This is a genomic window from Rhodococcus (subgen. Prescottella) equi (assembly GCF_003013675.1).
Classification (GTDB): Bacteria; Actinomycetota; Actinomycetes; order Mycobacteriales; family Mycobacteriaceae; genus Prescottella; species Prescottella equi.
The window spans coordinates 390938-414806 of the sequence record NZ_CP027793.1; the positions used below are offsets into that span (position 1 = coordinate 390938).

A 23869-nucleotide genomic window follows, 5' to 3' on the forward strand; every position below is an offset into this window, starting at 1 on the left:
CCCGTGTCCGCGATCTCGACAGTTGCCGAGCTGGAGGCGATCTACGGCGAGCAGCCGCCGCTCACGCTCGAGAAGTCGATCTCGGTGCTCGACGAGCACTGTGTCGCCTTCCTGTCGTTCGCGCCGTTCGCCGTACTGGGAGTGCAGGGGCGTTCGGGCGCACAGCATTCGGTGGTCGTCGGCGGCGATCCCGGGACCCTGACGGCGGAGCATGCGACGGCGCTGCGCGTCGACGTGGCCGGAGGCGTCGTGCCGCCGGACGTCGAAGACGGCGCGCCCGCAGGGCTGGTGGCGCTGGTACCCGGGTACGGCGAGACGCTGCGAGTGAACGGGCGGGTGCGGCGCGACGGCGAGTCGGTAGTCCTCGACGTCGAGGAGGCGTTCCTCCACTGCGCGAGGTGCGTCACCCGCTCGAAACTGTGGCGCGACCACCAGCCGTCCGAACTTGCTCCGATCACCATGGAGGACAGCGGGTTCGATGACCCGCATGTGCTGGCGTTCCTGGGAGCGACTTCGTTCCTGACGCTGTCGAGCACCGACGCCGGTGGTCACGGCGACGTCAGCCCCAAGGGCGACGACCGCGGCTTCCTCGTGCCTCTGGACTCCCACCTGATCGCGTTGCCGGACCGACCCGGGAACCGGCGCACCGACACCTTCCGAAACCTCCTCGCCAATCCCGCCGTGTCGCTACTCGCCCTCGTCCCGGGAGACGACCGCGTCCTCGAGGTGCGCGGTACAGCCCACGTGACCACCGACCCCGCCGTGCGCGCACGGGTGCAGGGCGGCGGCGCGCTTCCCGAACTGGCGCTCCTGATCGACGCCGAACGGGTCGACCTCCGGCACGAGGACTCCCTGCAGGCGTCGGGTCTGTGGCGTCCGGACCGTCGGATACCGAAGGGCGCCCTGCCGACAGCGGGTGCGATCTGGACCGCCCACGTCGGCGCCTCCTGAACCCTTGCGCGACGTCGGTGGTCGCCCGGTCGAGCCGTCGTGTCGGTGGTTCAGCGGGACGTCGCCGGGCTCGACAGATGGGACTCGAGCAGCCGAATCATCGAGTCCCGCAGGGCGACGCGGCTCACCGGATCGCCCGGCCGGGCGATCTCGTGCAGCGTGAAACCGTCTATCAGGGCCACGAACTGGCGTGCGGGTAGCGCGGGGTTCTCCACCCCGAACATCTCCAGGGCGCGTTCGGTGGCCTCTTCGATTGCGCCCATGATGCGATGGACCGCCTCCGCGAGTTCGGGTCGCCGTCGCGCCGCGAGATATGCCTCGAACTGTGCGACGGAATCGTCGTTGTCCTGCCCCGTGACGAGTTCCACCAGGGCCTCGGCCAGTTCGTCCCGGCCGACCGTCTCGGACCGAGCCGCGGTGAGCAGCGTGGCCACCTTGTCGGTGACCGCGTCCGCGATCTGTGTGATGGCCGCGTCGATCACGTCGGGGACCGAGTCGAAGAAGTAGCTGGTGGTGGAGGCGGGGAACCCGGCCCGGTCGGCGACGGCTCGGAATGTGACGCGCTCGAGCCCCTTCTCGGCGATCACCGCAATTGCCGCGGCGACGAGCTCCGTGCGTCGTTCGCGTCCGCGTGCGTAGTGCGAGCGACGTGAGGGGTTCATGGGACGAGGATACTTATCGAGCAAAGTCTGGCCATTTGGCCAAACTTTGCCTAACGTGTCTCCCGCGACCGTCGGTCGGTGCGGCCGTCGGATCGGTTCGACGGCCGGCGCGGACGGAGCCGAGAGTTGTTCGCAGTCGAGGAGTGGGGGAGGTGACCGTGGCATCGACAACCGATGTGATCGTGGTCGGTGCCGGATTGGCGGGGCTGACGGCAGCCCGTCGACTCGTGGACGCCGGACTGGCCGTGCAGGTCGTCGAGGCGCGTGACCGGGTCGGTGGACGCACGCTCAATCACGACCTGGGCGACGGCCGGATCGTCGACTCCGGTGGCCAGTTCGTGGGCCCGACCCAGGACCGGGTCCTGGCGCTGGCCAAGGAGCTGGGGGTCGAGACCTTCTCGACCTTCGATCAGGGGCTCAGTACGTACGTCAAGAACGGCACGGCCCGGACGTTCACCGGTGACGTTCCGCCGGACCCCGCCGCGCTGGCCGACGTGGGTGCGCTGATCCTCCGGGTGAACCGGGCCGCCAGGTCGATCCCGGTCGACGAGCCGTGGAACGCGCGTGGGGCACGCTCTCTCGACTCGCAGTCGCTGACGAGTTGGATCCGGCGCGGCGCGGTCACCGACGGCGGACTGGACCTGCTCAACGTCCTGCTGGGTTCGGCGTTCGGTGGGTCCGCCACCGACGCGTCCGCGCTGTTCGGCCTGTGGTACGTCGCCGGTGCGGGCAACGAATACACCGCCGGTACCGTCGAGCGGATGATCGGAGTGCTTGGGGCAGCGCAGGATTCGCGGTTCCACGGCGGTGCCCAGATGCTCTCGCTGCGGCTCGCCGACGAGCTCGGGGATGCGGTGGCGCTCGGCGAGCCGGTGCGGAGGGTCGAGCAGGATGGACGTGGCGTGCGGGTGTTCAGCGACAACCGTGAATGGTCCGCGAGCCGGGCGGTCGTCGCTGTGCCTCCCGCGCTGGCCAGCCGAATCGCGTGGGATCCGCTGCTCCCGGCCCAGCAGGACGCACTCTTCTCACGCATGGCACTCGGCACGCTCTGCAAGATCGAGGCCGTCTATCCGGAACCGTTCTGGCGCAAGGACGGACTGTCGGGTCAAGGGGTCTTCCGGGATCCCACCTCGCCGGTGTGCTCGATGTTCGACAACTCCCCACCGGACGGCGGCCCCGGCATTCTGATGGGCTTCGTCGGCGGCGCCCAGTGGCGGCGATGGGTGTCGCTCCCGGCCGGTCAGCGCCGAGGAGCGGTGCTACGGGCCTTCGCCACGGTCGTCGGGAAGCAGGCGCTCACACCCGTCGAGTGGATCGAACAGGACTGGACGAAGGAAGAGTGGACGCGCGGCGGCCCGACGTCGGTGCTCGCGCCAGGCGTGGTCACCGAACTGGGGATGTGGCGGGACGTGCCCTTCCAGCGAGTGCACTGGGCCGGTGCCGAGCACTCGCCGTACTGGAACGGGTATCTCGACGGTGCCGTCCGTTCCGGTGAATCATCTGCAGCCGAAGTCATTGCGGCCGAAGGGAAGATGTGATCATGCCCAATCGCTTCGTGATCAGCGCACAGCGCGTTCTCGCCGCCACGCTCGACGAGGTGTGGGAGCTGACGTCGGACACCGGGCGCTACGGCGACTGGGTGGTGAGTGTCCGGGAGGTGACCTCCCACCACGGTCCCGCCATCGTCGGCAAGTCGTATCGTGAACGTGTCACGTCGGTGGGTCCGCTGACGTCGCGCGCCGAGTGGACCGTTCGCACCCTCGAACCCAAGACGCTGCGAATCGATTCCGGTGTGGGCCTTGCGCCGCTGCGCGACGTCGTCAACATCTTCCGGTTCGCGCCGGTCGGCGACGCCGCCACCTCGATGACCTATGAATTCCACTTCACGCTCGGGCCGGCCCCGCTCGGCGCCCTCGTCCACAAGATCCTCCGTTCCTCGATGGCCGCCGCGTTCGACGAATCGATGCGCGCACTCGAGACGGTGATCCTCTCCGAACGTCCGACACAGCAGGAACTCCGGGAAGGGAACGAAGTCCGGTGACGACAACGAATGCGGCAGATTCCGTGCGGGCGATGATGTTGGGCGTGCATGTGCTCGACACCCTGGTCCGGCCGGTGGAGAGCATTCCCGAGGGCCAGGGCGGTGCCCTCGTCGAACAGATCGCGATCTCGCCGGCCGGCACGGCGGGTGGGACGGGCCTCGTCCTGTCACGTCTGGGAGTGCAGGTGCGCGCCGCCGGAGCGATCGGCGACGACGTGGTGGGCGAGATGCTCACCATGCTCCTCGAACGCGAGGGCATCGATACCTCACTGCTGCACCGGATCACCGGTGCGCAGACGTCGGCCTCGGTTCTTCCCATCCGCCCGGACGGCTCACGGCCGGCACTGCACGTGGTGGGCGCGAATCAGTTCCTCGGCGAGCATGTTCCGTGGGAGGACCTGGCGGGTGCCGACTTCGTGCACCTGGGGGCGGTGGAGTTCTACGGCGGCGACCTCGGTGCGCAGATCCTCGAGCGGGCACACCAGCACGGTGCGATCACGTCGGCGGACAGCCTGGCGCAGGGCCTGCCCGGGGTCCTCGACTACATCCGGGCGGCGTTGCCGCACATCGACTACCTGCTGCCCAACGACGAGCAGGTGATCGGCTGGACCGAGGCGTCGTCGTTGCGTGAGGGCTGCGAACGCCTGCTGGAACTGGGCGCCCGGTGCGTCGTCGCCACGGCAGGAGCGGAGCCGACGGTGGTCGCCACCGCGGACGGCATCACGGAGGTGCCGGCGTTCCCGGTCGACGTCGTCGACACCAGCGGGTGCGGTGACGCGTTCTCGGCCGGGTTCCTGCGCGGCATCTCCCTCGGACTCGACGTCGTCGGCGCCGCGGAGTTCGGCAACGCCACCGCCGCGCACACCGCGCAGGGGCTCGGCAGCGCCTACGGGACGTACGACGCGGACACGGTGCGCGCCTTCATCGCGGCACGGCGCCCGGCCGAGGATCTCGGATGACGAGCCCCGGTGCGTTCACCGAGCTGCGCGCGTCGGTCGCCGACACCGCCCGGCAGGTCGCGGCGCGCGGACTGGTGCTCGGGAGCGCCGGCAACGTCAGTGTCCGCGACGGCGACGCGGTCGCGGTCACCGCGAGCGGGGTGCACCTGATCGACGCGACCGTCGACGACGTCACCGTCGTGCACCTGGACGGCCACGTGATCGAGGGCGGGTTGCGCCCGACCACCGAACTCGAAATGCACCTTGGCATCTACCGGTCGACCTCGAATAGCAGTGTGGTGCACGCGCACTCGACGTCCACCGTTGCGCTGTCGTTGGTGACCGACGAGCTGCCCCCGGTGCACTATCAGCAGCTGCTGCTCGGGGGCGCCATCCCCGTGGTCCCGTTCGCGGCGTTCGGGAGCGAGCAACTCGCCACGTCGACGGTCGAGGCGCTGGCGCACCACAACGCGGCGATCCTGGCGCACCACGGCTCCGTGGCGGTGGGCCAGTCGCCGACCGAAGCGCTCGACCGGATCGTGCTGTTGGAGTGGCTGTGCGAGGTCTACCTCCGCGCCGCGGCGGTGCGCCGGCCCCGCGCGCTCACGCCCGACGACCTACAGGCCGTGATCGAGATGGCGATCGCGACGCAGTATGGGGAGAAGCGCCGCGTGTGAGCAGCGGGCGCGTCAGCCGGGCGGTGCGAAGAACTCGAGTGCGATGTCGTCCGGGTCGCCGAAGGGCAACCCGACGCGAAGCTCGTCACCCTCATCGTGCCCCGCGGTTGTTCCGCGGGGCACGAAGTCGCACACATTGCTGCTCCAGTTCGCTTCGGTCAACCGCGCAGTGGCAGAATGGAACCCATGTCCCTCACCCTCGATGCGGCCTTCTGGCGCCGCGTGTATGCGGATCGGCAGCGGGTGGAGGACGAGCGGGCGAGGGTGACCAGGACGGGGCACCGCCGACCGGTCGGGGATGATGCAGTGCGGGCGGTCCCACTCAGTCACACCGCTGCGATGAAGTCCGCGCGGGCAGAGCTGACCAGGGTGGCGCGTGCTGCGGAGAACTTGCACGGGGTCGTTCACCCATAAGCAGTAGCTCCGCGCCGAACGGGTCCGCTTCGGGATGGTGACCCGGCGTGTGTACGAAACACGTCGGGGCTCGCCCCCTTGCATAGGAGGGGCGAGCCCCGACGTGGCCTCACATCCCCGCGAGGGGGACGAGCGGGGATGGATCAGATGACGGTGATACCGGTCGCCTGGGGGCCCTTGGCGCCCTGGCCGATCTCGAACCGCACGTGCTGGTTCTCTTCGAGGCTGCGGAACCCGCCGCTCTGGATCTCCGAGTAGTGAACGAAAAGGTCAGCGGAACCGTCCGAAGGTGCGATGAAGCCGAACCCCTTCTCCGAGTTGAACCACTTCACGGTGCCTTCTGCCATGTGTATTTCCTTTTCTCCTGCTGTACGGCTCTGCCGAAAAGGGGCAGAGTCCGGCCGATATCGCATGACGAGAAGATTTTCCCGGACAGGAGATCCAACCGCACGCAACAGAGAATTTGCGAGCGCGGTAAACGCGAACAAAGACTACGACCAAGCACAGTCAACCACAGATCCGATGGAAAGTCCCGCACCCGAACCCGCGATCCAACGTGGGGACGCGTTCGGGAACCTCGGAAACGTTGTCGCAGTGGACTATCGAGTGCTGAAGAGTTCGCGACTTATCTCCTCGCTGCTTCTCGGCATGGGGAGAGAAGCGGCAGGGATGCGGTCGGTGAGTGCTTCGGCCGCAGTGCGGTTGATCCCGCAATCGCCGTCTGCTGTGTCCCACGGGTCGTAGAAGAGTCGTCCGTTGACCGGATCATGCGTGCTGTTCACAAAGTGTCCTTCTGTCTGTCGGCACAGCGCGGAGGGACCGATTCCAGGTCGGTCGGGATGCCGCGCCGCGAAAATGTCGTTGGTCCGTACCCGCGACGTCTGATGTGGCGCGGCGGACTCGGGTATTCGGTCACCCAGTGGTGGCCTGGGTGCGAAGAGATCGTCGGGGCAGAGAAGGGGCCCCGGGCACCGTCCCCACTGTACGGCTCGCCCGAGGTATCGGCAGCCCGGCCGGCTTCCTTCGCCTTCCGCGCATGAACCTGCGCGCTTCGACGCGGGCCTCCGCCTGCGCACGCAGAGCCGACAGCAGCCCGCGCCGGCGCCCGGTGGTGGCGTCGATTCGCAGCGCCCCCGCGATTCGCGAACCATTCGTGTGGAATTTGCGTTCCGACGAGGTCTCGGGCGCGTCGTCGGAGGTGCGCTCGAGGAAGCGGTCTGGCAACGCCAGCTTGTGGATCGTCCGCAGCGTCAGCAGGTATTGCCTGGTCAAGGGTCCCGTCGTATATGGCAGGTCGTATCGGGTGCACAGCGCCCGCACCCGCTCGGCGATCTCGGAGTACCGGTTCGACGGCAGGTCCGGGAACAGGTGGTGCTCGATCTGGTAGCTGAGATTTCCGGTGAGGAATCCCATGATCGGGCCGCCGTCGATGTTGGCACTGCCGAGCATCTGGCGCAGGTACCACTGCCCGCGTGTCTCGGTCTCGAACTGCTCGGCGGTGAACTTCTCTGCGCCGTCCGGGAAGTGCCCGCAGAAGATCACCGCGTATGCCCACAGATTCCGCACGAGATTCGCGGTCGCGTTCGCGGTCAGCGTGTGCTTCCACGCCCGGCCCGTGAGGGCCGGAAACAGCACAAAATCCTTGCCGACCTGTCGGACGATCTTGACCGCGAACTGTTTGTTGGGCGCCGAGTTCCACTGCATGGGGTCGACGCCCTCACGCTTTTGCTGCGCTTCGAGGTCGTGCAGGGCGATGCCCCACTCGAAGGTGGCGGCGAGGATCACGTTCGCAATCGGCTGCAGTAGGTTGATCGGACGCCATTCCTCGTCGCGGGTCATCCGCAAGATCCCGAATCCGACGTCGTCGTCCATACCGACGATGTTGGTGAAGGTGTGGTGGGCGTAGTTGTGCGCACGCTTCCAGTGCTCCGACGGCCCGGTCTGATCCCATTCCCATGTGGTGGAGTGGATCTCCGGATCGTTCATCCAGTCCCACTGCCCGTGCATCACATTGTGCCCGAGCTCCATGTTCTCGATGATCTTCGCCAGTGAGAGCATTGCGGTCCCGACCGCCCACGCCGGCCGGCGGCGGCTGCCGAACAACACCGCCCTCGCGCCCAATTCGAGGGCCCGCTGGAGGCCGATGACTCGCCGAATGTAGCGGGCATCGCGAATGCCACGAGACTCCTCGACGTCGCGCCGAATCTCGTCCAGTTCCCGCCCGAGGGCGTCGATGTCGTCGGCGGTGAGATGAGCGAACTCGTTTATGTCGGTGATGGCCACCAGGGGTCCTCCGTTGGACTCGATAGGTTCGCCGGCGTCAACTGGCGACGCAGTTCACCAGGCGCAGGGATACGAGACACCGCGCCTCGGCTGCGTAGGGCGTCGGGTGGAAGCGCTCGCAGCGAGGTAGCGAGTCCTTGTTCTCGGCGAATTTTCGTTAGAAGTAGTTGCTGCACAAAAGAATTGGGCGCAGTCATTCGATCATCGAACCAGCGGCGAGCGGCTGCGTCGAGCTCGGCCGGGTTCTGGGGAGAATGAAGAACTCCGTTCGGAGAAATCGATTGGTGCGGTAATGGTGAGCAGGCCGCCTGAGTCCACAATAGCCTTTTCGGACTGAGAGATCGCTGAGTGTGTTCGATCAGGCACCTTGCGTAAGCAGGTGTGGGATACCGTCACATGTCGAGGTTCGCTCGCGGGAGCCCCTGACTGCCTGCCGAGGCGCGCACTGGACCCGGCCTGATCCGCGTGTGCCTCGGTCCGCTCGGGATAGATACGTTCAGCGGGAACAGTGCAGGGTCAAATTCGTTCAGGCTTCTCCGAAGTTCGTCAGACTGCGTCGGACTCCGGCTCCGGCCGCGGCCGCTCGTGCTCGCGCCCGAACAGCCCGGTGGGCGCGCCGTGGGCGAGGACCGCGTGCTCGTAGGCCGACTCGGCGTGCAGCGCGAGGTCGATGCCGGACGTCTCCTGTTCGGCGCTGACGCGGAATCCGACGACCCGGTCGATCAGCTTGCCCACGCCGTACGTGACCCCGAACGCGTAGAGGCCGACGACGGCGACCGCGAGCACCTGCTTGCCGAGTTGGGCGAATCCGCCGCCGTAGAAGAGGCCCTCGACTCCGCCGGTCATGACCTCCGACGCCAGCAGTCCGATGAGCACGGTGCCGACGACGCCGCCGACCAGGTGCACGCCCACGACGTCGAGCGAGTCGTCGTAGCCGAAGCGGAACTTCCAGCCCACCGCGAACGAGCAGACGGCACCGGCGACGACACCGATGACGGCGGCGCCGACCATGCCGACCCACCCGCACGACGGGGTGATCGCGACGAGACCGGCGACGACGCCCGACGCGGCGCCGAACGTGGTGGGGTGGCCGTCGCGTTTCTGCTCGACGAACAGCCAGCCCAGCAGGCCGGTGCAGCCGGCGACCAGGGTGTTGAGGAACACCGCGGCGGCGGTGCCGTCGGCGGCCATCGCGGAGCCGGCATTGAACCCGAACCAGCCGAACCACAGCAGGCCGACGCCGAGCAGCACCATCGGCAGGTTGTGCGGGCGCATCGGCTCGTTGCGGAACCCGATCCGCGGGCCGAGCACCAGTGCCAGGGCCAGGGCGGACGCGCCGGAGACGATCTCGACGACCAGGCCGCCCGCGTAGTCGAGCACACCGAGCTTCGAGATCCAGCCGTCCGGCCCCCACACCCAGTGCGCGACCGGCACGTACACCAGCAGTGCCCACACCGGCACGAAGAACATCCACGACGAGAACTTCGCGCGGTCGGCGATTGCGCCGCTGATCAGTGCGGCGGTGAGGATTGCGAACGTCAGCTGGAAGGTCGCGAACAGGAACTCGGGAACGCCGGAGCGCGCGGTGTCCGGGGTGATGCCGGCCATGCCGAGGTGTTCGAGTCCGCCGATGAGTCCGCCGCCGAGGTCGTCGCCGAACGCCAGGCTGTAGCCGGCGACCAGCCACACCACCGTGACCAGCGCGATCGAGATGAAACTCATCATGATCATGTTGAGGACGCCCTTGGAGCGGACCATGCCGCCGTAGAAGAGGGCCAGGCCGGGCGTCATCAGCAGAACCAGCGCGGTGCTGATCAGCAGCCACGCGGTCGTCGCGGGATCGATCGTCTCGAGCATGTGAACTTCTCCTCACCGGCGGGGTGTCACCGCACGCGAGAAATGACGATCGCGTCCTGCAGTTTCGACGACGGGACGCTCGTGTTGCTTCTGTGTTTCGGAAATCTCTCGGCGCCCGCCGGCCGGGATCGGCGCGGGTCGTCACTCCGGCGACCGACTGTCGCCGGTCGCCGGTAGTCTTTCGCCGTGGCCCTGTACCGGAAATATCGACCAGCTTCGTTCGCGGAGGTGGTGGGTCAGGAGCACGTCACCGAGCCCCTGAGCACCGCACTCGACGCCGGACGCATCAACCACGCTTATCTCTTCTCGGGCCCGCGCGGCTGCGGCAAGACGTCGTCGGCCCGCATCCTGGCGCGCTCGCTCAACTGCGTGCAGGGGCCCACGTCCACGCCGTGCGGTGAGTGCGCGTCGTGCATCGCGCTCGGCCCGGGCGGCGCCGGCAACCTCGACGTGATCGAACTCGACGCCGCCAGTCACGGCGGTGTGGAGGACACCCGCGAGCTGCGCGATCGCGCTTTCTACGCGCCGGCCGAGTCGCGGTACCGGGTGTTCATCGTCGACGAGGCCCACATGGTCACGACGGCGGGGTTCAACGCGCTCCTCAAGATCGTCGAGGAGCCGCCGGAGCACCTCATCTTCATCTTCGCGACCACCGAGCCGGAGAAGGTGCTGCCGACCATCCGGTCTCGCACGCACCACTACCCGTTCCGGCTGCTCGCGCCGTCGACCATGCGCGGGCTGCTCGAGAAGATCTGCGCGCAGGAGCACGTCCCGGTGGAGGACGCGGTGTACCCGCTCGTCATCCGCGCCGGTGGCGGCTCGCCGCGTGACTCGCTCAGCGTGCTCGACCAGCTCCTTGCCGGCGCCGGCGAGGAGGGCGTCACCTACGCGCGGGCGCTGGCACTGCTCGGCGTCACCGACGTCGCGCTCATCGACGAGGCCGTCGATGCGCTTGCCGCGAACGACGGCGCCGCGCTGTTCGGGACTGTCGACAAGGTGATGGACGCCGGGCACGATCCCCGGCGCTTCGCCGTCGACCTGCTCGAGCGGTTGCGCGACCTGATCCTCATGCGGGCCGTCCCGGACGCCGCCGAACGCGGGTTGGTCGACGCACCCGGCGACGTGCTGGACCGCATGCGTGAGGAGGCCGAGCGAATCGGCCCCGCCACCCTGGCCCGGTACGCGGAGCTGGTGCACGACGGTCTCGGCGAGATGCGCGGTGCCACGGCGCCGCGCCTGCTGCTCGAGGTGATGTGTGCTCGGATGCTGCTGCCGTCGGCGACGGACGCGGAATCGGCTGTGCTGCAGCGACTCGAGCGGATCGAGCAGGGCGTCGTGATCGCGCCGACGTCCGGCGGTGCGCCCGCGGGTGCACCCGCTGCGGCGCCGCGCCCGGCCGCCACCGAGCCGCCGCCGTCCGGGCCCGTCTACCAGCGCCCCTCGCAGCGTCGCGAGACCGAGTCTGCCCCGCCCGCTCAGCCGGAACCACCCCGGCAGCCGGAACCACCCCGGCAGCCGGAACCACAGCGGCAGCCGGAACCACAGCGGCAGCCGGAACCACAGCCCGAACCGGTGGCGGAGCGCCCCGCGGTCGAGGTTCCGCCGCCGCCGGCAGCGCCGGGGCCGACCCCGCCCCAGGCGCCGCCGCAACAGGTGGCTCCCGAACCGGTCCGGCAGGCCCCGGCGCCTGCACCGGTCCCGCCCGCCCCCGAACCGGAGCCTGTGGCCGCTGTCGAGCCGGAACCCGTTCCGGCGGCGCCGGTTGCGTCCGGCCGCCCGGATGCTGCCGCAGTCCGCGCGGTGTGGTCCGAGGTGCGCGCCAAGGTGCGGGAACGGAGCCGCACCGTCGAGGTGATGCTGTCCGGTGCCACGGTGCGCGGCATCGACGGTGATCGGCTGGTCCTCGCACACGACTCCGTCCCGCTGGTCAAGCGGCTCGCCGAACCGCGCAATACCGAGGTGATCCGTGCGGCGATGCACGACCTTTTCGGCGGCGAATGGGACGTGACGTGCGAGCACGGTTCCGCGCCCGTGCAGCAGGCGCCCACTCAGGCGGCTCCGCAGGCGAAAGCTCCTGCAGCACCCAAGTTCTCGCGTCCCAGTCAGGGGCGGGCGCCGGCCGCTGCGCCGCAGCGACCGGCGGCTCCCCGCGACGACGACATCCCGCCGCCCGAGGCTCCGGACTACCCGGACGATCCGGGGCCGCCGCCTGCGGACTACGACTACGACGCGCCGCCTCCCCCCACCACGCCGGAGGACGAGGCGGAGATGATGGCGGAGGCCGCGGTGCCCGTCGATCAGGCGAGCCGACGCGACCCCGAGGAGATGGCGGGCGAGATGCTCGTCGAGGTGCTCGGGGCCCGGAAGCTCGACTGATCGCTGGATCGAGGCAGGTTCCGGAAGTGCCTCCGCGGTGACCGACCCATACCTTGCTTGGAGTAGTGAACGGACCGAGCGGGTACTCAGAGGCATGACGATGGACGAGCATCTGCAGCCAGGCCGGCTCGGTGCCGCGGAGGACATCTCGGTGCTCCTCATTGCGGATCCAGGCGAACCAGCGGCGCTTGCCGCCCGCATCGCAGAATTCTTGCCGCAGCGACTGCGCAGCCCTGACACGGGCAGCCCTGGCGGGGACGAGCGTCGGTGGACGACCTGTGTACGCCGGAAGCCGTACCTCCCCGACGAGCAAGCGGAACTCGCCGAGGTCATAGACGCGGTCGATCCGTCCTCCGAAGAAGAAGACATCGTCGTCTACCTCACCGATCTACCGCGCCGCGAGGACACCATGCCCGTGGTGGCCGACGTCAGCGCCGACCACCGATTCGCGCTCATCTCCGTCGCCGGAGTGGGTGGCCTCCACGTCGAGCGCCGCGTCCGTGCCGTCACCGAACTGGCTATCGCCTGCATCCTCGGTGAGCCCGAGCTCGTGCCCTCCGGCGCCGCGCGGAGGTTCCCGTCTGCTCCGATCAGTGGGGGGATCCGGTACTTTGCGCCGTCGGGACTGTGGCGACTGCGATTGCTGTCGGGGATGGTGCGGGCAAACCGGCCGTGGCGACTGGTCACTGGACTGTCGAAGGTCCTTGTCGGCGCCTTTGCCACGGGTGCGATCGCGCTGGCAACCAGCACGATCTGGTTGTTCGCCGACACGATGGGGCCTTGGCGTACGGGAGCCGCGACGGTCCTGTCGATCGTGGCGATGGTTCTCTGGCTGATCCTCGACCACGGGCTGTGGGAGCGGCCGGACTCACCGGAGGCGCGTGATCGTTCGGTGCTGTACAACACCGCGACGGTGGTCACCTTGGCCATCGGGGTCGTCGTACTGCACGTGGCCCTGTTCTGCCTGGTGCTGCTCACGGCGTGGCTCACTCTGCGCCCGGAAGTGCTGGCCCGAACCCTCGGGCACGACGTGAAGTTCTCCGACTATTTGACGCTCGCCTGGTTGCTGGCGTCCATCGCGACCATCGGTGGGGCGCTCGGGTCGGGTCTCGAGGACGACGCTGCCGTCAAGGACGCAGCTTACGGGGTCAGGCAACGGCAGCGCCTCGAGGAGGCGGAACACCCGTCGAACAACGAGGCGGGGTGAGCTCGGCGAGACCACCTTCGGCGCCCGGTCCTGTACGTCCAGGGTGGGTCCCCATCTGACGGCAGGCTTGGACCAGGATCAGGAATGCACACGTACGCCCGAGCTGACCTTGTGGTGTCGCCGACTCAGATCCACTGCCCGCTCTGGATGGCGAGCAGTCGGTCCATCGCCTCGGCCGACCACGTGGCGGCGGGCGGGCTCGCTGCTCGCCGTGCCCGGCGCGGCTGCCCGAGTTCGGGGTGAAGGGTGCGGGAGACCTCGCGCGCCGCGTCCGCCACCAGCGGTGCCACGCGCTCGAGTGGTGCCGTACGCGCCTCGCCGCACAGCGAGATGGCGGCGACCGGGCCCGCGTGTCCACGGACGGCGACGCCGACGCACGCCACTCCGCGAACTGACTCGCCGCTCTCGAATGCCATCCCGCGCCGCTGCCGGATGCGGTTGAGTTCCTGGTGCAGCGTCGAGAGGCCGGAGATGGTTCGGTCGGTGCAGGGGGCCAGCCGCTGCTCGTACAGGCTGTCGACCCGCTCGGGGTCGAGCCACGCCAACATCGACTTGCCGCCCGCCGTCGAGTACGCAGGGCCGCGTCCGCCGACTCGCGACGGAAGGGTCGAGGCGAAGCGACCGCCGATCTTGTCGAGGTAGACGCTTTCGGCTCCGTCGAGGACGGCCAGGTGCACCACCATGCCGGTCTGCATGTGCAGTTCGTGCAACAACGGGGCTGCGGCAGCACGGATTTCGCTGTGGCCGCCGTCGCCGCCGGCGAGTCCGAGCGCTCGGCGGCCGAGGCAGTAGCCGAAAGAAGCGTGCTCGACCCAGTTCAACCGCACCAGCTGCAGGAGGATGCGGTGCACCGTCGAGCGCGGAAGCTGCGCTCGGTACGTCACCTCCTCCAGCGTCAGGCGCGAGGTCCGACTGTCGAATGCGCTGAGGACCAGGGTCATGCGCTCGATCATCGACGGTGGCAGATCTCGGCGCGGGGTTGCGACGGCATCGCCGGACTCGACGACTGTCATCGACACCTCCAAACAACTTCCGCACCCCTGGTCGGACCGGCGGAGGCGGGAAAACTGTGATCAAGTCCGACACGCTAGCAGGTGTGTCCCGCTGAACGGGAGGCTTCCCAACAAATGTTTGTCTGAATTGGGCGTCGCCACCATACGTGGGTCCCACGCGACTACGCACCCCGGTCGGACGTGTCCCCCCGGTCCGCCGCTGTCAGGGCGTCGGGCGAGTCATCCTCGCGGCGTCTCGACCATCGAGAAACGCAGCAGGTTGGATTCGCGCGGGACGAATCCGAGCTTCAGGTAGATCCGGTTCGCGGCGACGCGCGAGTCGCGGGACGTCAGATCGACTGTGCGGGCGCCGAGTTCGTCAGCGCGGGCGAGGGCGGCTCGGGTGAGTGCGGCTCCTACCCGGCGTCCTTGCGCGGCGGCGTCGACCACGACGTCCTCGATCCAGGCCCGAGTGCCGGTAGGGATGGGGGACACGACCAGGGTCAGCGTTCCGACGATGCAGCCGTCCAGCCTGGCGACGAAGAGGGTGTTGGTGGGGCAGCCCACGACCTGCTCGAGGTACGCCGCGGTGATCGGCGGTGCCGACGTCGACAGTTGCGGTATGAGCATCGTGCACGCCTGTACCAGCTCGTCGGTGACCTCGGAGGCCTCGTGGATCGTGACCGTCATGTACTGCTCCTCGGGCGTGGGGTTCCGAGTCAGCGTACGCAGGACGGCGGTGCCGAACGGCGGATCAGCGAACCTCGACCGCAGGACGACACGGCTCGATCGTGAGCGCGAAATCGTAGACCGCCCTGTCGATCCCGTCAACGCCCGGACGGGGGTCGAGGATCGCGGACTCGGGTGCGTCGTGCCGGATCCACGCGTCCCGTCGGAAGTACAGCCTGGCTGTCGCGGTGCGCGTGTGCGGAGACCGCACCGTGATGTGGAGGTGCGCCGGCCGCCACGGACTCCACTTCTCGTTCACGATGAACCACCCGGTAGGGCCGTCCGTCGGAATCTGGTAGGGCACAGGAGTGATCGTCGAGATCGCGTAGCGGCCGTCGGTGTCGGTCGTCACCCGGGCCACCGTCGAACCGGCGTGCGCACCGCCGGATCCGTCGCTGCGGCGGACCTGGACCGTGGCACCGGGGACCGGCCGTCCGTCATCGTCGACGGCGCGGCCGGTCAGAATCAGTGGGCCGCCGGGGTCCGGGGAGGCAGGGGGAGCGGCGGCGGGCACACGGGTGGTGAAGCGGGACACGACGATCACGATGATTCCTTCGGGTGGGCGGATCAGGAACTGCGGAGCGCCGCGGAGGGCGACGTGCCGAAACGGGTGCGATAGGCCGCGGCGAAGCGGCCCGAATGAGCGAACCCCCACCGCAGCGCGACGGCGGCGACGGTGTCACCGGGTCCGGCCGCGTGCAGGTCGTCGCGGGCCCGGACCAGACGGATGTCGGTGAGGTACTCGGTGGGACTGCGGTCCACGTACTGCCGGAAACCCTCCTGCAGTCGCCGCACGCTCACCCCCGCCTTCTCGGCCATCTCCGCGGCGGTCCAAGCGTGGGCCGGGTCGTCGTGCAGGGCGTCGATCACCCGCTTGACGATCCGCGGCCGCGTCGCGGCGGTTCCCTCCGCGTCGTCAGGCACGGCCGCGAGGACGAACGCGGTGGTGACAGCGCTCAGGATCTGGCTCGCCACCAGATCGTTGTGCAGCAGGCACCGCGGTCCGTCCATCTGATCGGACAGCGATTCCACGAATCGAAGCCACGTCGTCCCGGCGGACGTGGACAGGTTCACCTGGCTCGGCAGCGGCCGACCGGCACGCCCCAGGATCCGGTGCATCTCGCGTTGCAGGTACTCGTGATCGAAACGGACGCCGATGATTTCGCACGACGACGTCCAGTGCGGCATCAGTGTCGTGACATCCGGCGGGCACACGGTCGCAGTGCCCGGCAGCGACGACACCTCCTTCCCGCCCACCACCGAGTCCAGCCGACCGGTGAGCGGTATGTTCACGCCGTAGGCACCAGGGTGCTCGGACTGCACCGACACGTCGGCGCCCCACGCGAGGCGGGCGATGCGGACGGGACCGGTTCCGGTTTTGCGTAGCGAGACGTTCGCCGCGGGGAAGCGGGTACTGGGCGTGAGGGTGTGCGGGAAGTAGGCGTCCGCGACCGCCTGGGAGACCTCATCCCAGTCTCTCGACGCGAGTCCGTCGGCCGGCTTCGACATCGCTGCTACCTCCAAACCCGTGGTCGAAAGGGCGTGTCACGGGTGTATGAGCCAATTGAACGCCGCCGGCAGGCGCGTGGAAAGGGCCGGCCGCCGGTCGGCGGTGGTTTTCCGCGCGATGTGGATCGAACTCGCGTTCTCCGGATCTTGTGTTCGGTCCTCTAATCTCGTCGTCATGCTTGTTGTGACGACTAACGACATTCCCGGCTGGGAGATCCAGCGGGTGATCGGCGAGGTGTTCGGACTGACCGTCCGGTCCCGGAACATCGGGTCGCAGATCGGCGCGGGCCTCAAATCCCTCGTCGGCGGCGAATTGCAGGGAATGACCAAGAACCTCACCGAGAGTCGGAACGAGGCGATGAGCCGTCTCGTCGCCGAGGCAGCCCAGCGGGGCGGGAACGTCATCGTCGCGATGCGCTTCGAGACCTCCGACCTGGGAGGCAACTGGTCCGAGATCTGTGCCTACGGGACCGCCGCGTACGCGGTGCCGGTCACGGACGCCGCCCGGCAGACCGCAGCGGAACTGGGGTACGGCCCGCGCTGACTGCTGTCCCGGGTACTCGGGACAGCAGTCCCTGGTGCCCGGGATGCCGGGCGTCGGAGCCTGACTGGCGAACGCGGTGACCGTGTTCCGGTGACGTCGCCCGACCGGGTGGGCGCACCGCGACCCGCAGGAGCAGCCCGTGAGTGCAGTCGAGATATCGGAGTTGTCGCCCGCCGGGGAACCGGCCGCTGCCGGACACCGGCCCCGGACGTGGGCGTACGTCGGTGTGGTGGCCGGGCTTGCCGGTGTGATCGGTATCCAGGCCAGCGGATTCATCGACGCCGCCTACGCGGAGGGCGTGGCCGGTGACGCGGTGGCGATCGCGAACCGCCTGGCCGACCAGCGCACCGCCGTCGTCGTGATGCACGTGTCGTTGATGATCGCGGCGCTGTTGATGTTGGTGTTCGCCGCCGGACTGGCGCGCCGGCTGTCCGATCGTCTGCCCGAGGGCACGCTGCTGCCCGCGGTAGCCGGGGGCGGGCTGGTCCTCACCAGTGCGGCGTGTCTGCTCGGGACCGGTTTCACCACCGAACTGATCTTCGGACTCGGTCACCTCGACGAGGTGGTTCCCGAGTACGCGGTCGTCGGGGCGCACTGGATGGGCACCATCCCGTGGCTGTGGGCGGGCGTCGGTGTCAGTGCGCTCGCGGTGGCATCGGGGATGCTGCGCCACGGCGCGGGACCGCGCTGGATCGGCTGGACGTCGCTGGTGCTCGGCGGGCTCACCGCGCTGTTCGGCGTGTCCCCGCTGCAGTACTTGGCCGGCTTCACGGGGCCGGTGTGGGTGCTGGTCGTGGCGATCGGATTCGCGTTCGGTGACCGGGTGCGGGGCTAGCGGTTCATACTCGCTAGCGATTCACATGCCGGGCGGATCGGACGACACGGGAGGGTGCATGGTCGAGCGGATCGCGGGAGTCGGTGCGCCGGTCGCGGCCGCCGCGGTGGCGGTGACCTGCTGGACGCTCGTTGTGCTGTCGCTCGTGACCTTCCTCGTCGCCGACCCCGGCGTCGACTCGAACCAACTGTTCTTCCTCGTCGACGTCGTCGGCTCGGCCGTCTACGGCACGGTCGCCGGAGTGGTGCTGGCCCGGCGCGTGCACCCCGTCCCGATCATTCTGGGGGCGGCGGCGATCGGCATCGGACTCGCCGCCCTCGGCTACGCCTACTCGCAGTGGGCGGCGGTGCGGCCGGACCTGCCGTGGGTGGACGTCCTGTCGCCGCTGCAGAACACCGCGTGGATTCCGGGGACGCTGGCGCTGTTCCTCGTGATCCCGTGGCTGGTGCGCGACCACCGGTTGGACGACGCGGCGCGAGTGGGACTCGTCGCCGGCGCACTGGTCACCGCGTGGTTCTTCCTGGCGCGCACCTTCACCGACGTCTCGGAGGTGCCGTTGCTCGCGCCCGTCGTGGCCGTCGGATTCGTGGCCGCCGCCGACGTCGCCCGGCGGTGGCGGTCCGGCCCGGTCGACGAGCGGGTCGGACTGGGTTGGCTCGCGCTGGGGACCGCACTCATGGCGCTGTCCTTCGTGCCGCTGATGCTGCCGGCGACGGTGCCGGGATTGTGGATGATCACCCCCGTCGCGCATCTGGTGGTGCAGCCCTTCTTCCTCGGTGCGATCTTCGTCTCGATACTGCGGCAACGCATGTGGGGCTTGGATCTGGCGGTGAGCCGGGCCGTGCTGGCGGGCAGTCTCACCGCGCTGTTGATCGGGCTGTACGTCGTGGTGGCCACCGTGCTGGCGGGCCTGCTGCCCGACGGAGGTTCCACCGGCGCGCAGTTCGTCGCCGCGGCCGTTGTGGCAGTCGCGGTACAGCCGTCCCGAATGTGGCTGCAGCACAGGGTGCACCGGTTGGTCTACGGATCGGGGAGCGAACCAGGGCACGCGGTGCGGGAACTCGGTCGGCACTTCGGGAGCGCCGAGTCCCCGACCGAACTGCTCGAAGGCCTGGCCGCGGGGGTCGGTCTGGGACTGCGGCTCGAATCGGTGACCGTGCATCGCGCCGACGGCGCCGAGTCGGTGTGCTGGGGGAGGGCCACCGGTCCGGCCGAAACCGTGGACCTGGTGCATCGCGGCGCCCGCGTCGGAAGCCTCGCGGTGACCGCACCACCCGGCGAGTCGCTCGGCCTCCGCTCGCGGAAATCCCTGTCCGAGTTGGCCTCTGTGGTGACGGCTGGTCTCGTCGTCGTCCAGTCCGCCGAGGACCTGGCGACCGCACGACGTCGACTGGCCTCGGTGCGGGCAGAGGAACGCCGGGTGATCCGACGTGAACTGCACGACGGGCTGGGCCCGTCGCTCGCGGGAATTCGGCTGGGACTGCAAGGCGTCCGCAACCTGCTCGTCGCCGACCCGCAGGCCGCCGCGAAGTTGCTGGACTCGCTGCAGGAGCAGCTCGACCACCAGGTCGACGGCGTGCGCTCGCTCTCGCGCAACCTCTTCCCGCCGGTCCTCGACGAACTCGGTCTCGGCGCTGCGCTCGAGGAACTCGCGACCGGATACGCCCGCAGCGGATTCGATCTCGACGTGGTGGCCGACGTGCCCGCCGACATCGGTGGGCAGGCCGGTGCGGCGGCCTACGGCATCGCGATCGAGGCGGTCACCAACGCGCGACGGCACAGCGGCGCGCCCGGATGCCGGGTCGAGGCGTCCTGCGGCACGGACGGTGCCGGACTGCCGGTCCTCACCCTGGTGGTGCGTGACGCTGGCCGGGGATGCGACCCGTCCGCGCCCATCGGCATCGGGACGCGGTCCATGCGCGAGCGGGCGGACGAGCTCGGCGGCACCGTCACCATCGAAACCGGTTGCCCCAGAGGTACCGTCGTCACGGCACGGCTTCCGCTGGTGGCGTCGTGAGCGGGATCGCCGTCGCCGTCGTCGACGATCACCCGGTGTTCCGACTGGGCATGGTCGCACTGCTGTCGACCCTCGACGGCATCGAGGTGGTGGCCGAGGCCAGTTCGGCCGCGGAGGCGCTCGACGTGGTCACCGCGGACGTCGACGTCGTGCTGATGGACCTGGAGCTGGGGGACGGATCGGGGCTCGACGCCACGCGGGCGCTGTGCGCCCGGTACCCGCACCTGCGGGTGCTGGTGGTGACGATGCACGAGGACGAGGATTCCCTGCTGGCATCGCTGCGTGCCGGGGCGCGTGGCTACCTCGTCAAGGGCGCCGACCCGGCCGAGGTGGAGCGGGCGATCCGCGCGGTCGCGAACGGCGACATGATCGTCGGCGCCGCGGTCGCGGCCAAGGCGATGACCGCGGTCGCCGCACCGCGGGCCCGGTCGAGTGTGTTCCGTGAACTCACCGAACGCGAGCACGAGGTGCTCGACCTGATTGCCCGCGGCCACGACAACGCGACCATTTCCCGACGACTGGTGCTCAGCCCCAAGACCGTTCGCAACCACGTGTCGAATGTCCTGACCAAACTGGGCGTGCCGGACCGATCGACCGCGATCGTCCGGGCACGGGAGGCCGGTATGGGGCTCTGACGACGCTCGATCAGACCGGAGCGGTCGCCGTCGTCGGCAGGAAATGGAATCCGAAGCCGACGTTGTCGGTGTTGGTCGGATCCGGTCCGGGTCCGGGAGTGGTCGCCTGCACTCGCGGGATGTCGCGCGGTGCCGGGGGAATCGTGGGCGCCGCCTGCCAGTCGGGGCGGGCCGCCTGCAGTTCCAGCGCGATCTCGATGAGTCCCTTCTCGTCCCACGGGCGTCCGCCGATCTGGACACCGAAGGGCAGACCGGTGGCCGAGGACCGACCGGCGGGCGTGCAGACCACCGGCGTACCGGTGAGGTTGGCCCACCGCACGTCGCCCGTGGTGCCCCCGAACACCGAGACACCGGCGATCTCGATGCGCTTGGCCCCGTCCATCTTGGAGCCCGGCACCAGGACGGCGTCGAGGTCGTTGTCGGCGAACATCCGGTTGTAGTCGTGCTGGTACACCATCCGGTTCCGGGCGGACGTCATGTAGTCGATCGAGGGGACCGCCAGCGCCGCGAGCGTGCCGGCGACCGTCGCCCCGTTGTCGAGGCGGTAGTCGCCGAGTCGGTCGGAGAACTGCCGGTGGTAGCTGCCCATCTCGGCGGAGTCGCCGGTCAGCAGGTCGGGGGCAGCGATCGGCAGGGAGACGTCGAGGACGGTGCCGCCGAGACGGCGCACGAGATCGAGGAACTCGCCGAACAGCGTGCCGAGCGTCGCGGGCAGGGCGTCGGCGCTGCGGCGGGCCACGCCGAAACGCTTGCCGGCCAAAGGCTGTGCCCCGCCCGTAGCGGCGAGGGGATAACCCTCCGCGGGAACGGAGGGGGCGGCGTACGTGGCGGGGAAGTTGGGATCGGCGCCCGCCATGTGACCGAGCAGAAGTGAGGCGTCGGCGATGCTGCGGGCCATCGGACCCGGATGATCGCGCGTCCACGTCAACGGAATCACGCCGTACGCGCTGCACCGGCCGAACGTCGGTTTGATCGAGGTGATGCCGCACGCGCTCGCGGGCAGCCTTAGGGATCCGCCGGTGTCGGTGCCGGTGGCGAGCGGGACGAACCGTGCCGCGAGCAGCGCGGCGCTGCCGCCGGACGAGCCACCCGGCGAGAACTCGGTGTTCCACGGGTTGCCCACCTGTTCGGTCGCGACGCCGATCGCGAACTCGTCGGTGTGGGCGTGGCCCATCAGCACCATGCCCGCGTCCCGCAGCTGCCGCCACACCGTCGAGTCACCCGCCGCGATGTTGCCGGCGAGCACCCGGCTCGACGCGGTCAGGGGCAGTCCGGAGACGGCGAACAGGTCCTTGAGGGCCAACGGGATTCCGCAGACCAGGGGCGCGTCGCCGTTGGTGCTGCGGCTCTTCGCGGACAGTCTTTGCGCCGCGGCATCCGCGGCCTCGTAGGCCATCTCGGGATAGATCCGGATCCAGCCACCGATTTCCCCGTCGAGGGCGGCGCTTCGGGACAGGCAGGCGTCGAGCAGTTCCCGGGGGTGCAGGCGGCCGGAACGGAGCAGGCTCGCGGCCTCGACCGCGCCGAGCAGCGCGGGATCGGTGACCGTGACGGAATCGGGCGACGGCAGGGTGTGCGAGGCGGCTGCGGTGTGACGGATTGCCGATCGGGCCGCAGCGGTGCCGGTGGTCCCCAGCGTCGCGGCTCCGGCGGCGCCGAGCGCGGCCGCGCCCAGGAACCCTCGTCGTGACAGACCGGTTCTCCGCTCGATCGCGGGTTCACCCATCGAAACGCCCCCTCTCGAGCATGACTCTCCCGTGGAGAGGTTAGCGGTCGACCGCCGGGAGCAGCGTGGGCAGGGCGGGTTTCGGCGGGTACCGGTGATCGCCTCGGTCACAGACGGGGATCGCTTCGGTCCTTCCCGCTAACTGGAACACGTTCTAAGGTGGGGGCAGCCGAGGTGTGTGCCGTGTATAGGCAGGTTTGCCGCGCGGCACGCAGACGTGAACAGGAAGGAACACCGTGACCACAGAGGCATTCATCTATGAAGCCATCCGGACCCCGCGTGGCCGGGGCAAGCAGAGCGGATCGTTGCACTCGGTCAAGCCGATCTCACTGGTCACCGGCCTGATCGACGAGCTGCGCACCCGCTTCCCGGACCTCGACGAGGACCGCATCTCCGACCTGATCCTCGGCGTGGTCAGCCCGCTCGGCGACCAGGGCATGGACATCGCGCGTATCGCGGCCACCGACGCCGGCCTGCCCGACACCGTCGGCGGCGTGCAGATCAACCGTTTCTGCGCGTCGGGCCTCGAGGCCGTGAACATGGCCGCGCAGAAGGTCCGTTCGGGCTGGGACGAGATGGTCATCGCCGGCGGCGTCGAGTCGATGTCGCGCGTGAAGATGGGCTCGGACGGCGGGCCGTGGGTCAACGACCCGGCCACCAACTACGACAACTACGTGGTGCCGCAGGGCATCGGCGCCGACCTCATCGCGTCGATCGAGGGCTTCAGCCGTGACGACGTCGACGCGTACGCGGTGCGCTCCCAGGACCTGGCCGCCAAGGCGTGGGCCGGTGGCTACTTCGCCAAGTCCGTCGTCCCGGTTAAGGACATCAACGGCATCACGATCCTCGACAACGACGAGCACATGCGTCCCGGCACCACGGCCGAGAGTCTTGCGGGCCTGGCGCCGGCGTTCGCGATGGTCGGCGACATGGGCGGCTTCGACGCCGTCGCGCTGCAGAAGTACCACTGGGTCGAGAAGATCAACCACGTCCACCACGGCGGCAACAGCTCCGGCATCGTCGACGGTGCCGCGCTGCTGCTCGTCGGCAGCGAGGACGCCGGCAAGGCGATGGGTCTGACCCCGCGCGCCCGCGTCGTCGCGACCGCCACCTCGGGTGCCGACTCGACGATCATGCTGACCGGTCCGACGCCCGCGACGAAGAAGGTCCTCGCGCAGGCCGGTCTGACGATCGACGACATCGACCTGTTCGAGATCAACGAGGCGTTCGCGTCCGTGGTGCTGAAGTTCCAGAAGGACCTGAACATTCCGGACGAGAAGCTCAACGTCAACGGTGGCGCCATCGCGATGGGCCACCCGCTCGGCGCGACCGGCGCCATGATCACCGGAACCATGGTCGACGAGCTCGAGCGCCGCGGCGCCAAGCGGGCCCTCGTCACGCTGTGCATCGGCGGCGGCATGGGTGTGGCCACCATCATCGAGCGCGTCTGACGCTCACGAATCAACCAGGAGAGAC

The 23869-nt window shown here is 69.2% G+C and carries 21 protein-coding genes; 12 read left to right on the plus strand and 9 right to left on the minus strand.

Translation table 11 applies throughout. From position 1 onward, the window contains the following. Positions 1 to 3: 3 nt before the first annotated feature. A complete protein-coding gene (locus tag C7H75_RS01765) occupies positions 4 to 951 on the plus strand; it encodes a pyridoxamine 5'-phosphate oxidase family protein (protein ID WP_084987708.1) in 948 nt (315 codons plus the stop codon). Positions 952 to 1001: 50 nt separating this feature from the next. Here the strand turns inward: C7H75_RS01765 and C7H75_RS01770 are convergent, their stop codons facing one another. Beyond that, a complete protein-coding gene (locus tag C7H75_RS01770) occupies positions 1002 to 1613 on the minus strand; it encodes a TetR/AcrR family transcriptional regulator (RefSeq protein WP_013414627.1) in 612 nt (203 codons plus the stop codon). 158 nt (positions 1614 to 1771) lie between these two features. Between C7H75_RS01770 and C7H75_RS01775 the strand changes: the two genes are divergently transcribed. The 4 genes from C7H75_RS01775 to C7H75_RS01790 are packed head-to-tail and all read left to right on the plus strand — an operon-like array spanning position 1772 to position 5269. Beyond that, positions 1772 to 3151, plus strand: coding sequence for a flavin monoamine oxidase family protein (locus C7H75_RS01775; RefSeq protein ID WP_233281846.1), 1380 nt, complete (start codon positions 1772 to 1774; stop codon positions 3149 to 3151). Positions 3152 to 3153: 2 nt separating this feature from the next. Further along, positions 3154 to 3654 carry an SRPBCC family protein gene (locus tag C7H75_RS01780; protein ID WP_064058601.1) on the plus strand — a complete coding sequence of 167 codons (501 nt, stop codon included), beginning with the start codon at positions 3154 to 3156 and terminating at the stop codon, positions 3652 to 3654. A gap of 32 nt (positions 3655 to 3686) precedes the next feature. Next, the gene (locus C7H75_RS01785; protein ID WP_064079490.1) at positions 3687 to 4613 is read left to right on the plus strand and encodes a carbohydrate kinase family protein; all 927 of its coding nucleotides are present in this window, start codon (positions 3687 to 3689) and stop codon (positions 4611 to 4613) included. Further along, positions 4610 to 5269, plus strand: coding sequence for a class II aldolase/adducin family protein (locus tag C7H75_RS01790; protein ID WP_005516114.1), 660 nt, complete (start codon positions 4610 to 4612; stop codon positions 5267 to 5269). The genes C7H75_RS01785 and C7H75_RS01790 overlap by 4 nt, the downstream gene beginning before the upstream one ends. Before the next feature lie 557 nt (positions 5270 to 5826). Here the strand turns inward: C7H75_RS01790 and C7H75_RS01800 are convergent. The 3 genes from C7H75_RS01800 to C7H75_RS01810 all read right to left on the minus strand — a co-directional run bounded on the left by C7H75_RS01800 (position 5827) and on the right by C7H75_RS01810 (position 9823). After that, on the minus strand, positions 5827 to 6030 hold the full coding sequence (locus C7H75_RS01800) for a cold-shock protein (protein WP_005516111.1): 204 nt from the start codon (positions 6028 to 6030) through the stop codon (positions 5827 to 5829). Between the two features lie 565 nt (positions 6031 to 6595). After that, positions 6596 to 7966, minus strand: coding sequence for a fatty acid desaturase family protein (locus tag C7H75_RS01805; RefSeq protein WP_022593626.1), 1371 nt, complete (start codon positions 7964 to 7966; stop codon positions 6596 to 6598). Positions 7967 to 8512: 546 nt separating this feature from the next. Continuing rightward, positions 8513 to 9823 carry an ammonium transporter gene (locus tag C7H75_RS01810; RefSeq protein WP_005516109.1) on the minus strand — a complete coding sequence of 437 codons (1311 nt, stop codon included), beginning with the start codon at positions 9821 to 9823 and terminating at the stop codon, positions 8513 to 8515. Positions 9824 to 10009: 186 nt separating this feature from the next. Between C7H75_RS01810 and C7H75_RS01815 the strand changes: the two genes are divergently transcribed. Next, positions 10010 to 12199 carry a DNA polymerase III subunit gamma and tau gene (locus C7H75_RS01815; RefSeq protein WP_106850869.1) on the plus strand — a complete coding sequence of 730 codons (2190 nt, stop codon included), beginning with the start codon at positions 10010 to 10012 and terminating at the stop codon, positions 12197 to 12199. A 94-nt stretch (positions 12200 to 12293) separates the two neighbouring features. Then, positions 12294 to 13406, plus strand: a complete 1113-nt coding sequence (locus C7H75_RS01820; protein ID WP_106850870.1) for a hypothetical protein — start codon at positions 12294 to 12296, stop codon at positions 13404 to 13406. A 125-nt stretch (positions 13407 to 13531) separates the two neighbouring features. On the opposite strand, the gene C7H75_RS01825 is transcribed toward C7H75_RS01820, so the two are convergent. From C7H75_RS01825 to C7H75_RS01840, 4 genes are all read right to left on the minus strand, one after another. Next, positions 13532 to 14419 carry an IclR family transcriptional regulator gene (locus C7H75_RS01825; RefSeq protein WP_037085777.1) on the minus strand — a complete coding sequence of 296 codons (888 nt, stop codon included), beginning with the start codon at positions 14417 to 14419 and terminating at the stop codon, positions 13532 to 13534. A gap of 219 nt (positions 14420 to 14638) precedes the next feature. Beyond that, positions 14639 to 15088, minus strand: coding sequence for a GNAT family N-acetyltransferase (locus C7H75_RS01830; RefSeq protein WP_106850871.1), 450 nt, complete (start codon positions 15086 to 15088; stop codon positions 14639 to 14641). 64 nt (positions 15089 to 15152) lie between these two features. After that, positions 15153 to 15671 carry a dioxygenase family protein gene (locus C7H75_RS01835; RefSeq protein ID WP_106850872.1) on the minus strand — a complete coding sequence of 173 codons (519 nt, stop codon included), beginning with the start codon at positions 15669 to 15671 and terminating at the stop codon, positions 15153 to 15155. A gap of 23 nt (positions 15672 to 15694) precedes the next feature. Next, positions 15695 to 16636 (minus strand): AraC family transcriptional regulator, encoded by a 942-nt coding sequence (locus tag C7H75_RS01840; protein ID WP_081185486.1) that lies wholly within the window; start codon positions 16634 to 16636, stop codon positions 15695 to 15697. Positions 16637 to 16811: 175 nt separating this feature from the next. Between C7H75_RS01840 and C7H75_RS01845 the strand changes: the two genes are divergently transcribed. The 4 genes from C7H75_RS01845 (at position 16812) to C7H75_RS01860 (ending at position 20667) form a co-directional block, all read left to right on the plus strand. Then, positions 16812 to 17180, plus strand: coding sequence for a YbjQ family protein (locus C7H75_RS01845; RefSeq protein ID WP_037084711.1), 369 nt, complete (start codon positions 16812 to 16814; stop codon positions 17178 to 17180). 139 nt (positions 17181 to 17319) lie between these two features. Beyond that, positions 17320 to 18015, plus strand: a complete 696-nt coding sequence (locus C7H75_RS01850; protein ID WP_005516096.1) for a hypothetical protein — start codon at positions 17320 to 17322, stop codon at positions 18013 to 18015. 58 nt (positions 18016 to 18073) lie between these two features. Further along, positions 18074 to 20032 carry a sensor histidine kinase gene (locus C7H75_RS01855; protein ID WP_106850873.1) on the plus strand — a complete coding sequence of 653 codons (1959 nt, stop codon included), beginning with the start codon at positions 18074 to 18076 and terminating at the stop codon, positions 20030 to 20032. Beyond that, positions 20029 to 20667 (plus strand): response regulator, encoded by a 639-nt coding sequence (locus C7H75_RS01860; RefSeq protein ID WP_106850874.1) that lies wholly within the window; start codon positions 20029 to 20031, stop codon positions 20665 to 20667. The genes C7H75_RS01855 and C7H75_RS01860 overlap by 4 nt, the downstream gene beginning before the upstream one ends. A 10-nt stretch (positions 20668 to 20677) precedes the next feature. On the opposite strand, the gene C7H75_RS01865 is transcribed toward C7H75_RS01860, so the two are convergent. Then, positions 20678 to 22393, minus strand: a complete 1716-nt coding sequence (locus tag C7H75_RS01865; RefSeq protein ID WP_081188018.1) for an amidase — start codon at positions 22391 to 22393, stop codon at positions 20678 to 20680. A 236-nt stretch (positions 22394 to 22629) separates the two neighbouring features. Here C7H75_RS01865 and C7H75_RS01870 point away from each other — a divergent pair, with 236 nt between their 5' ends. Beyond that, complete coding sequence (locus C7H75_RS01870; RefSeq protein WP_022593645.1) at positions 22630 to 23844, plus strand: acetyl-CoA C-acetyltransferase; 1215 nt, start codon at positions 22630 to 22632, stop codon at positions 23842 to 23844. Positions 23845 to 23869: the final 25 nt, after the last annotated feature.